Below are 11,759 nucleotides of genomic sequence, written 5' to 3'. Positions count from 1 at the left end.
GTAATGAACAGAATTGATAATTAATAATAAAGTTAAGAAACTTTGAACTGTGCTTGCTGAACATACATTTGTACGTTCTCTAACAAAGCATTTACATCTATTTGTAGTTGCTGCAAATCCTGTTGAGGATTTATTGTCCAAGTATGTATCGCATCCCAACTAGCATTGAGAAAAGCACGCTGACAAGCATGACGGTCAATCTTTCTATCTGATTTCTTGGGTAAACTACCTGTCTTCAGAAGTACCACAGCATAAATTTGTAATCCATATTCTTCTAAAAGAGCAGTGCGAATAGCTTTAATTACTTCATCGACATTGAGAATCCGAGAATAGGTTTTCTTTACTTCTTGAACAACTACTAATCGTTCTTGATCATTAACTTCCACAGAAAATGCCACTCCAGCATTTGGTCGTAGAGATGGATGGCTTTGTTTCACACATTGTTCAATAGTTTGAGTACAATGATTGCAACCTCGAATACTAATTATGTTCTTGATAGATTCTTGTTTGAGGTTACTTTCATTAACCAGGTTAGGTAATTCTTTTTGGGCATTCTCAATTAATACTAAATAATTCATTGTTTCCTACTTCATTGTGAAAATAACTCCAGAAAATTCATTTGAGAATTTAAATCAGCGATATTATATATTACGGATCAACATCGTGAAATTATGCACTAGAAAAAGAATCTTCTCAAAAAATAATTCCCAATATCAAACAATAGATTTACATCTAGAAATAAACACAGGTAAATACAGATAAAAATAGACTTATCTGTATTTACCTGTGGTTTTTTAGCTGGTAATTAGCCTAATTTAGTATTAAATATTAAATCGATATAAGAAAGCTATTCATTAGTTTTTACGATATACAAGTTTGATATAATGAGTTTACGTGTATCGGTTTGAAACCGTTCTGCTGTTATTTTGTCAGGAATTGATGCTGCTAAAATTTCTATAAGTTGATTGGCAGAACAATCTGGAAAAGTTACTAATACCTTATTCATAATTAAGTTGGCGATTGGGCCAATAAAATTGGTAAATTCTTTTTTAATAACTTCCAAAATCTGCGAGTTACGATTGATAGATGTTTTTTCTAAAAAATCATGCGTATTAATATGAATATAATTTACGTTAGTAGCTTCACTTTTTCTTGCTATATGTCTGTTAACTTTTCTAGTAAAAATATTAATAATTTTTGCAGCTATTTTAGAAGTTTTTTTAAAAGCACAACCAGAAGATTCACTAGCAGGAGTTGTGTGTTTCTCCATATACTGTGGTAAATCTAAGTTGAGATAAATAGGTTTTGGCAATTTATCATGATATTGTCTCAGGGTGCGTTCTAGATTTTGTAAAATTAATAACTCTTCTAATGCCTTGTTGGTCTCTTTTTCTTGTTGACGAGTTTTAATTGCTTCTATGGGAGATGTAATTTTGAATTCAACCTGAGTTACAGTAGGGGAATTATTATGGAGCTTATTTAACTTCAGAATAATTTCTTTAGCTGATTGGAAGCGTGCCGTGGGTGATTCTATCAGCATTCTGTCGATAATTGCTGCTAAATCATCAGCAATATTGACTTGCGATCGCCATTGCCAATTTAGTGATTCGTCTAAGAGCAAATGTGGCATTTTTCCTGTTAATAGTACAACTGCACAAACACCAAGTGCATAGATATCACTAGAAGGATAGGAAATTCCTAAACGCAACTGTTCAGGCGGAGAATAGCCATACTTACCCACGACGGAAGTGTGAATGGAGTTATAAAAATTTATGGAATCAGGAGACATAAGTTGAGTTACATTCTCTTTTACTGCGCCAAAATCAATTAGCACAGGTTTCGATTGATGATGAGGTAGCATGATGTTCTCCAGTGAAATATCTCTGTGAATGATCTTGCGATCGTGGAGATAATCTAAAACTGGTAAGACATCTGTCAACCATGTTCTCACTTCTATTTCCGAAAAGGGCTGACCTGTTTCTGAGACACGCTCAAATAAAATTTCAGAATAAGTTCTCCCATCAATATATTCCTGCACAATAAAAGTGCGATCGCTATCCGTAAACCAAGCTAAAAATTGAGGAACTTGAGGATGCTTAAGCTTATATAAAACCTTTGCTTCACGCTCAAACAACTCTTTCGATTTACAAACATTTTTTTCTTGTGATGCTGTGGGGACAAACTCTTTCAACACACAGGGTTCATCAAATCGCTGATTATCTAATGCTAGATAAGTTCGTCCAAATCCTCCCTTACCAAGCAACTTCTGAATCTGGTAACGACCGTAGATTAAAGTTCCTGGCTCGATTTCGGTAATCATCTCTAATACGTTATTCATTTGGCGTAAACATGATTTTTTATTTAATAGTGTTGCATCCTCAAGAATTATGCAGACAATATACAGTGGGCGAATGTCTAAGTAAATCAATTAAGCAGCACGGACATCATTCTTTAAGTAACCATCTTCCATATAAATGATGCGATCAGCCATATCCAGAATGCGATTATCATGAGTGATTAAAAGAATGGAACAGCCTTGATATTTGGCACGTTCTTTTAATGTCTCAACGACTATCTGAGTGCTATTTTTATCTAGCGATGCTGTTGGTTCATCAGCTAGAATTAATTGGGGTTGAGTAACTAATGCTCGTGCAAATGCTACACGTTGTTTTTGTCCTTCAGAGAGTTGATCTGGATAATAATGAATACGGTGATTTAAACCCACTAATTCCAGCATAGCTTCTGCTCGACGGCACATTTCTTTACGAGACATATTACGAGCTAATTCCATAGTCATTTGTACATTTTGGCTAGCAGTGAGAAAGGGAACTAAGTTATGTTTTTGAAACACATATCCAATTTGACGACGTAGTTGCAGTAACTTTTTATTACCAGCTCGATATACTTCTTTACCAAAAACTTTAACGCTACCTTCTTGTACACTCCGTAAACCAGCCATCAGGCTTAACAAAGTTGTTTTTCCAGAACCAGAAGGGCCAGTCAAAATTACAATTTCACCAGGATTAATTGATAAACTAATATCAAATAAAACCTGTTTTCGTAATGAGCTTTTACCAAAGTAGTGGTTAAGGTGCTGAACAGATATGATAGAAGATTGAGACATAATTATGACCTAAAAATTCAATTACACTGCATCATTATTTGTTATGGCGATAAAGCAAAAAACAGCAGAAATTTAGATTTTAGATTCTGCGTTAGTGTAGCGATTCAGAGACAGAGTTAACTTTTAAAACAGGATTTTAGCTTGAACAGTATAATCTAAAATTGACAATTTCAAATCCAACATTGAAGGGAAAGCAGGATTTGAATTTAGCCAAAAAGTTCGGCTGGATCGGCAGAACGTAGTTTATTCATCGCTAGCATCCCAGCAATAGAACACATAATAATTGTGAGTAACATCACCATCACACCCCTAGTGATAGTCATAATCATCGGTAGACGAGTAGCTTCTTGAACAAAGCTATAGAGATACATACAAATAGCGAACCCAGGGATATATCCAATCAAGGACATTAAAAATGCTTGTTGTAAAACTACCTTTACTAGATATGAATTTGCATATCCAATAGCTTTAAATGTAGCGTAGATAAATATGCTATCGGAAATTTGTGTGTAGAGAATTTGATAAACAATAATCCCACCGAACACACAACCAATAACTGTTCCCATATTAAAAATAAATCCAATGGGTGTGGATTGTGCTAAAACATCTTTTTCTAGTTGGATATAATCTGCTAGAGTCATAATTTTTAGCTCTTGAGGTAAGTCTTGTGAGACTTTTTTGATGATGCTTTGTGGATCAACACCAGGGTTAACTTTAATCACTCCCATCTGCACTTTTTCTAATGGGTGATTTAAAATTTCAGAAAAAGTTAAATCACTGGTGATAATCACACCATCTGCTGTCATTACCCCACCTCCTAGAGAAAATAATCCTCTCACTTTAATTTGGCGATTGGATACATCTGTTGTTACTTCGCCATGTTTCTCTAAATTCTCAACAATGGGGCCAAATTCAGGTCGAGATAGTCGGTCAAATAATATGGTGTTAGCGGCTTTAATTACTTCTGCTTGTTGGTTGACTTCTGGTAAATTAAACACAGGTTGATCAGGTGTAAAACCAGCGATCGCAATTGGCCTGCTGACAAAAGTTTCAGGATTTTTGAAGTTAGTAACCGAAAAATAGAAAGGATTAACCGATTCTATCCCATCCACAGATGAGATGTTATACAGATAGCGTCGCGGAAACACCTTCATATCAAAAAAACGCTCTGTATCACGATGCAGTAATACTAAATCCGCTTGAATTTGTTTATGAAATACAACAGCATCTTCAAAAAGTCCGTCTCTAAAACCCAATTGAATAAACATCAACATTACTGCAAAAGTAACGCCAGTAATGGTAACTAATAAACGAGGTTTACGATGAATTAGTTGTAACCAAGCAACGGGAGTAATAGCAGCCATGATTTAAGATTTTTATATAAATTTAAACGTTAGTAGTGGTTTTAATTTTGACATCAACTTGCAGATTAATAAAATTAGCAGCTTCCTTAGTATCAGCCGGGTCTAAACGAATTTTGATTTCTGCAACTCTTGAGTCTATATTGATTGAAGGGTCATTGTTGACCACATTTCTCTTACCTATTTGAACACCGATTTTTTCCACAGTTCCAATCATGCTTTTAGGTAGTGCTTTACTCGATATTTCTGCTTTTTGACCTATTTTAATTTTGCTAACATCAGTTTCATAAATTTCTGCAACAACATACATCTGTTGAGTCTGAGCTAACTCAACTATGCCCTTTTCGCTAATAGTTTCTCCTGGAAAAGTATTGACATTTAAAATTTTTGCATTCATGGGCGATCGCACATAAGCTAGGGCTAAATTAGCTTTTGCTTCTAAAACAGCAGCTTTGGCTCTTTCTAACTCACTTTGAGCCACCTGTACATCTACAGGACGAACTTCTTTTAACTCTGCCAAACTAGCTTTAGCTTCTTGAATCTGTTTGGGAAACGATGATAAAGTTTGGTTGAGGGAACTTTGAGCTTCCTTGAGTTGTGCTTGCAAAGTTTCTACGGCTAGTAATTTAGTATCTTTTGTGACCGCAGATATAGCACCTTGCTCATACAACGACCGAAAACGTCCATATTCCGTTTCAGCATTTCTCAATTGTGCTTCTAAGCCAGCAATCTTAGACTTTTGAATGTTAATATCCCCTTGAAACTGGGCTTGTAAACTGGCAATGCGTGCTTGTTGAGCAGCAATTTCTCCTTGTTTTGTAGTTCCTGCTTGGGCTTGGATTAGTTGTGATTGAGCAACTCGAACACCCATTTGGGCTTTTGCTAGAGTTGTTTGCAGTTGACTGACGTTATCCAACACAGCAATGAGTTGTCCGCGACGAACATTATCGCCTTCTTTGACCAAAACCTGATCTAATCTGGCAGTCTGCAAAGCTGATGGCCCAGATAAGTTAATAATTTTATCCTTGGTTTGAATGCGTCCTAAAGCTGCCACTGTAGGGATTACAGGCTTTTGAACTACAACTGTTGGGGTAACATGACTCTGCTTTGTAGATTGCCAAGTAAAATTTGAGCTAGTAGCAAAAATATATGCTGGCACACCAATAGCCGCTAATCCTATAGGAACTATGAAAGCTAGTGTCAATTTTTTGGATTTTGGATCAAAGTTTATTGGTTTGCGAAAAATGTCCATTGGAGGTTAACCTCAATTAATATGCTTGCGATTGTGGGTAATTCGTGATTATTCTGGTTATTCGGCTAATTTTCTGGAGCATTAATTAACTTGATTTGCTCCTTTATCTTGATAGGGGGTAACCCAATTGTTTTATGCAGTTGCTTGACTAGATACTTGAGAAATGGAACAGGAAACAGAGAGAATTAGCCTGGTTATGCCATTTCACAAAAATCCTGAGAGACTATTTATAAAGTAAATATTAAGTAGGGTGTGTTACGGCTATGAAAGGATTTGGGACTCAGAGACAAGAAAATTTAGCCGTAACGCACCATCCGGCGGTGCGTTAGGCGCGAGGATAGTTATTTTGTGACCAATCATCAGGGAAATGAGCGCCTAACACACCCTACAACAATCTTATTTTTGCTTTATAAATAACCTCTGAGACGACTAACTCCCTCTGCTTGTTATGCTTTCTCTGCATCCCCTAAAAGTGAAATGGTATGACTTGCACTATTCCCTTGGAAGATTCATTTTGAATTTACGCTGGTACTAGCAACTGGGATTCATAGCATCGGGCAGTTGCCTTTCCACAAGTCTCAATGGTTTATACTGATAGGCGATAATCGTCGCCAACACGGTGAGTATTCCCATCACGATAAACATCAGACCGATACCACGTCCTTGACCAACACCAATAATTTTTCCCATACTTTCTGCTAACAGACCATTCTGAGCCATTAACGGCTCGAAGATTTTATCCGCTAATGGCCCAGCGACAGTGTAAGCCAAAGGCTGTGATGCGTTAGCGATCGCTCCTATTGTCGCAAAAACTCGACCTTGCAGACTAGAGGGTACTTTCTTTTGAAAAATAACTTGGGCTGAACTGTTAATAATTGGTAGACCAAAGAAAAACAGGAAAGCTATTAGGGCTAAGGCTAAAATCGATTGGTAAAACCCTGCACAGGTAATGCAGATCCCACCTAGCAGCATAAAAGTAAAGATACTGAGAGCTAAATACTGTGGCATTCTCACGGTACTCACAAGGATGCTGCTTACTAGCATTCCGATACCGCCAGTAGTCATAATTGTCCCCAAGTCTGTAGCCGAACCGAAGGACAATACTAGCGGCGTAATTAGCATCTGCACAATTCCCACCAGGAAATTGTTCACAGCAAAGAACAGTAGTAGTGCAAACAGTCCTCTTCTGTTAACTAGATAGACCAAACCGGAAGATGCTTCCTTCAACCAAGGAGTTTTTTCAGCGCGATGTCTATCAATGTACTGTTTGGGAAACGGAGCTAGTAACAGAGTACTCAAAGCAAACAGAAATGTCGCAAAGTCAATAAAGAGAATGCCATCAATTTCCAGAAACAGCAGCAGTATACCTCCTAACATTGGTGCAACTAACCGACCTGCGGCTTCCCCCACTTGCAACATACCGTTAGCTCGTGCCAGTTTTTCTGGTGGGACAAGCAAGGTAGTAGCTGCTGTATAAGCTGGCCATTGAAAAGCACCAAAACAAGAACTAATAGCAGCACCCACGTATATATGCCAAGTAGCCAAATCGCCTGTAGCTAACAAAATTGCAATTACCCCCGTAGAAATACCTGCTCCTAAGTCACTAAATAACATCATCCAACGACGGGGGAATTGGTCTACCAGCGTGCCAGCTACGGGAGAAATCAGAATCATGGGCAAGCTGGTAAAGAGGGAAATCAAGGCGAACTGTGTGACTGAGCCAGTTCGCTGGTATACCCATACACCCAAGGCAAAATTAGTTAGCTGCGAGCCGATGAGGGAAATCATCTGTCCAAACCAGATGATGGTAAAAGTTTGCATTCCTGTATTTTTTGGATGTTGGGTCATTTCGATACTCCTCATGAACCTACATTTGCTTGCTCAATGCAGATTCTTAGTTGTTTGGCAACCGATGAGATGTGGGGTTGAGTCATCATCGTCATATGATCGCCTGGAACAACGTGAATATCGACTTTTTCAGTCGAAAACTGACCCCATCCCCAGGCGGGATCTTGGCGCAACTCAGTTAATAGTGCCGCATCCTCTGCGTTCACTTCCCTCGCCCGCAGCAGTGTCAGGCGATGGGGATAAACTTCCTGTGGTGAATATTTGATACTAGCTTGTAGATTGGTCTCGAACACTTGCACCAACCCACGCACTTGCTTTGTCTCAGTACCAGCCGGGAGCAAACCAACCGCAATTAATTGTTCTTTGAGATATTCCAATTGTGCGTCGAGTTCTAGTGGCTGGAGTATTTCATAGCTGATATTTAAGCTTTTACCTGCCCAACGTTCAATCAGGCGAGCAGTTTCGGTCAATCGGGTTGCATCATCAACATCAATATATATAGGTTTGTCACTAGCAACCGGGGCTGGAGCGTCTAAAATCGCCACTAAAGCCACCTCATGTCCGGATTTGACTAACTGTTGAGCTATTTCATAGGCCACAATACCCCCAAAGGAGTGACCACCGAGAAAATATGGCCCTTCAGGCTGCACGCTTTGTATAGCCTGGATGTAATAAGCCGCCATCTCTTCAACACTGCTCAAGGGGTCTGATTCTCCATTTAAACCTGGTGCTTGTAAACCATAAAATGTTTGCTCAGAACCTAAATCACGCGCCAACTCATGTAAATAAAGGACATTACCACCGCCTCCAGGTAAGCAGAAGAAAGGATACTGGGAATTACCTGTTTGAATTTCTACTAAGGGAGACCAAGATGAGATTTCTGATGTTTGGCGAAGCAGATTAGCCAATTTTTCGATTGTGGGGTTTTGGAAAAGTGTGGCTAAGGCTAAGTTTTTACCAAACTCTTGGTTAATATGAGCCATCAAGCGCACAGCCAGCAGAGAGTGACCACCGAGTTCAAAAAAGCTATCTTTGATACCTACAGGATGGACGTTGAGTAGATTTTCCCAAATATTGGCTAATTTTAGTTCTAGGCGATCGCGTGGTGCGATAAATTCTACTTTGAGTGTATCTAGACGGGATGTATCGGGTTGCGGTAGGGCTTGGCGGTCTACCTTACCATGAGTAGTGAGAGGGATGACCTCTAGCATCACAAAGGCAGAGGGTATCATGTATTCGGGTAACTTAGACTGTAAAAATTGGCGCAGTTCGCTACTGGTGGGAGCTTGCTCTTTCGGTACAATATAGCCTACCAACCGTTTATCTCCAGGTTGGTCTTCTCTCGCAATTACAGTGACAGCATTTACTAGGGGATGTTGGGCTAGTAAGGACTCAATTTCTTCTAATTCAATACGGAAACCACGAATTTTCACTTGATGGTCAATGCGTCCCAAGTACTCAATATTACCATCGGGTAAATATCGCGCTAAATCTCCTGTTTTGTATAGGCGAGAATTAGGTTCATCGCTAAAAGGATTAGGGATAAATCGCTGTTGTGTTAATTCTGGACGATTGAGATAGCCCCTAGCTACTCCTGCACCACCAATATATAATTCGCCAGGAACACCAATTGGTACAAGTTTTTGCTTGTCATCCAGCAAATAAAGTTGAGTATTTGCAATGGGGCGACCAATTAAAATTGCACCTGATAAAGAAGTTTGCTCATCAACCTCATAAACACAACAACCAACAACAGTTTCGGTGGGGCCATATTCGTTAATGATTCTGGTCTTTGGGGCATTATCGCGCCAAAAGTTCAAGCTTTTACCCAATAATGCTTCGCCACCGATAATTAATGCTCTCGTTTCCGTGACACCTTCGTGATTAGGTAACATTTGATTGAGCATTTCCAGGTGCGCTGGTGTAATTTTCACCAAGCTATAGTTTTTATCAGATTGCAACAGTGCTGACAAAGCTTCAATTTCTTCCTTCTCAGGCAATAATACAACCCTTTTTCCGACTAATAACGGTGAGAATAAGCTGGTAATTGTCGCGTCAAACCCGATGGAAGATTGTACTGGCGCACCATAACCTTGGGCTAACGCATAAGCATTTGTACACCAACTCAGGTAATTAACTAAGCCTCTGTGGGGAATCATCGTTCCCTTGGGTTTTCCTGTAGAACCAGAGGTGTAAATGATATAAGCTAAATTTTCTGATGTAACATTGCTGACAGGGTTGTCAATGCTGAGTGTGGCATTTTCTGGTAAGTCTCGATCCAGACAAATTATCTGGGTTTTATGTTCAACAAATTTATCTACCAGTCTTTGTTGCGTTAACAGGATGGGAATTTGAGCATCTTCTAACATAAATCCCAGTCGTTCTTGGGGATAGGTGGGATCGAATGGTATATATGCACCACCAGCTTTGAGAATACCCAGGATACCAATCAGCATATCTAAGGAACGTTCTACACAAATTCCCACCAATACTTCTGGTTTTACTCCTAACTTTTGGAGGTGATGCGCTAGCTGGTTGGATTTGGCGTTTAGCTGTGCATAAGTAAGAGATTCGTGATTGAATTCAACGGCGATGTTGTTGGGGGTGCGTTCTACTTGTGCGGCAAATAGTTCATGAAGACATTTATCTTGGGGAAACTCTATTTTTGTATTGTTAAAATCAATCAATAATTTCTGGCGATCGCTTTCACTGATCATATTTAAATCAATGATTGCTGCTTCTGGGTTAGAAGTTACACTTGCGATTAATGTTAGATATTGTTCGGCGAGAATTTTGATACTATCCTCCGAAAATAAGTTGGCATCGTAATCAAAATTCACCACCAAATTATCTTGGCTATAACCGCTAGATAGCTTAATTTGGAATTTGTCGATGTTGGCAGATTTTTTATATTCCGAAAAGGCAATATTTCCATTTACATAGCTCTGTGACTGTTGTGTAAAATCAAAGCAGAAGGGGAAAAAGGGGCGAGCAGCAAATTTCTCATTAGTAGAGATGAAATTCTCCCAGTTAAAATACTCTTGCCATTTTTTTACAAACCGCAAAGACTCAGAAACTCTTTCCATCAGTTCTGAGAATTTTAAAGCATCCTCTAAGCGGGAGTGAATCGGTAAATATTTAGTTAAAAGTCCAAAAACTCCTTTTAATTCATCATATTCGCGTCCATCGCCAGCCGCCCCAATCACAATTTCCGACTGACCGCTTAACCGCCACAGTAGCACTTGCCAACAAGCTAATAAAATAGCTTCTGTTGAAGTATGATAACTTTCTTGCAGAATTTCTAGTTTTTCTACTGTATCGCGGTTCATCGCTAAACACAGCGACTGAGGTGCAAAGCTAATTTCTCCTGATGACTGATGATCATTTTTGATTTCAAAAGGAATTCGCAAATTTAACACAGAAGAAATATCTTGTTGTTGCCAATAATTTCTAGCTGTTTCTGTATCCTCAGATTCTAATAATTCATTCAGCCATTCAGAGACATCTGCATATTGCATTACTTCCTCTGAAATTTCTTCACCATCTAAACAAGCTGTATAAGCACGACCAATTTCACATATAAGATAGTTGAGTGTTATCTTATCTGCATATAAAGCAGGCAAGCTGATAAACAGTATATGCTGATCTGTCGCTAGCTTCCCTAAGACAAAATGTAAATTTGTCGCTTGTTCAAAATCAAAAACTCGGAGGCTGGCATCTTGAAAAAGTGTATCAATTTTGGCTTTTTGTACCTGAGAACTTAAACGACTCCAATCATATTCTGCTAGGGAAATATGGTTGTAAGTCGGAGCATCGCTAATTGATTGGAATGGGATATTCATCCCTGGTAAAGAATGAAAAGCAGTACGAAATATTTCATAGCGATCGCTAAGCTTTGCTAAAGCTAATTTCAGAATATCTGAGTTCAGATTCCCTATGATATTAATGGCAATTTGTGTATAGTAAGCTTGATAATTATCTTTTTGTTGTAACCATAAATGCTTTTGCTGAGGAGAAATACGAATCAGATTAGTCATTTCAGTCTGCATAAAATTGAAATCCTTTGTGAGAGTAAAACGTCAATTAAATTAATAAATACTGGTGATACAAGTTATGTAAATTGAAGCAAAACACCTGCATCAATGTTTTAATAGGAGTAGGAAAATCAATTTAT

At 38.5% G+C, this 11,759-nt stretch carries 7 protein-coding genes; all 7 read right to left on the bottom strand.

What is annotated here, in order from left to right:
- Window positions 1-32 precede the first annotated feature (32 nt).
- The 7 genes from ACM5QX_RS13515 to ACM5QX_RS13485 all read right to left on the bottom strand — a co-directional run bounded on the left by ACM5QX_RS13515 (window position 33) and on the right by ACM5QX_RS13485 (window position 11,634).
- Window positions 33-578: a hypothetical protein gene (locus ACM5QX_RS13515; protein ID WP_414753969.1), complete on the bottom strand. Its 546-nt coding sequence runs from the start codon at window positions 576-578 to the stop codon at window positions 33-35.
- 269 nt (window positions 579-847) lie between these two features.
- Entirely contained in the window at window positions 848-2,338 is a 1,491-nt protein-coding gene (locus tag ACM5QX_RS13510; protein ID WP_414753968.1) for a serine/threonine protein kinase, read from the bottom strand.
- A 90-nt stretch (window positions 2,339-2,428) separates the two neighbouring features.
- Window positions 2,429-3,124 carry a DevA family ABC transporter ATP-binding protein gene (locus ACM5QX_RS13505; protein WP_414753967.1) on the bottom strand — a complete coding sequence of 232 codons (696 nt, stop codon included), beginning with the start codon at window positions 3,122-3,124 and terminating at the stop codon, window positions 2,429-2,431.
- 206 nt (window positions 3,125-3,330) lie between these two features.
- The gene (devC, locus tag ACM5QX_RS13500) at window positions 3,331-4,488 is read right to left on the bottom strand and encodes an ABC transporter permease DevC (RefSeq protein ID WP_414753966.1); all 1,158 of its coding nucleotides are present in this window, start codon (window positions 4,486-4,488) and stop codon (window positions 3,331-3,333) included.
- 22 nt (window positions 4,489-4,510) lie between these two features.
- Window positions 4,511-5,737, bottom strand: a complete 1,227-nt coding sequence (locus ACM5QX_RS13495; RefSeq protein WP_414753965.1) for an ABC exporter membrane fusion protein — start codon at window positions 5,735-5,737, stop codon at window positions 4,511-4,513.
- A gap of 531 nt (window positions 5,738-6,268) precedes the next feature.
- Window positions 6,269-7,585, bottom strand: coding sequence for an MFS transporter (locus tag ACM5QX_RS13490; RefSeq protein WP_414753964.1), 1,317 nt, complete (start codon window positions 7,583-7,585; stop codon window positions 6,269-6,271).
- 11 nt (window positions 7,586-7,596) lie between these two features.
- A complete protein-coding gene (locus ACM5QX_RS13485) occupies window positions 7,597-11,634 on the bottom strand; it encodes a non-ribosomal peptide synthetase (protein ID WP_414753963.1) in 4,038 nt (1,345 codons plus the stop codon).
- Window positions 11,635-11,759: the final 125 nt, after the last annotated feature.

The organism is Anabaena sp. CCY 9910, assembly GCF_963920875.1.
In the GTDB taxonomy this organism is placed as follows: Bacteria; Cyanobacteriota; Cyanobacteriia; order Cyanobacteriales; family Nostocaceae; genus Trichormus; species Trichormus variabilis.
The sequence above is the reverse complement of the archived record's forward strand: the minus strand, read 5'-3'. Positions and strand labels throughout refer to the sequence as shown.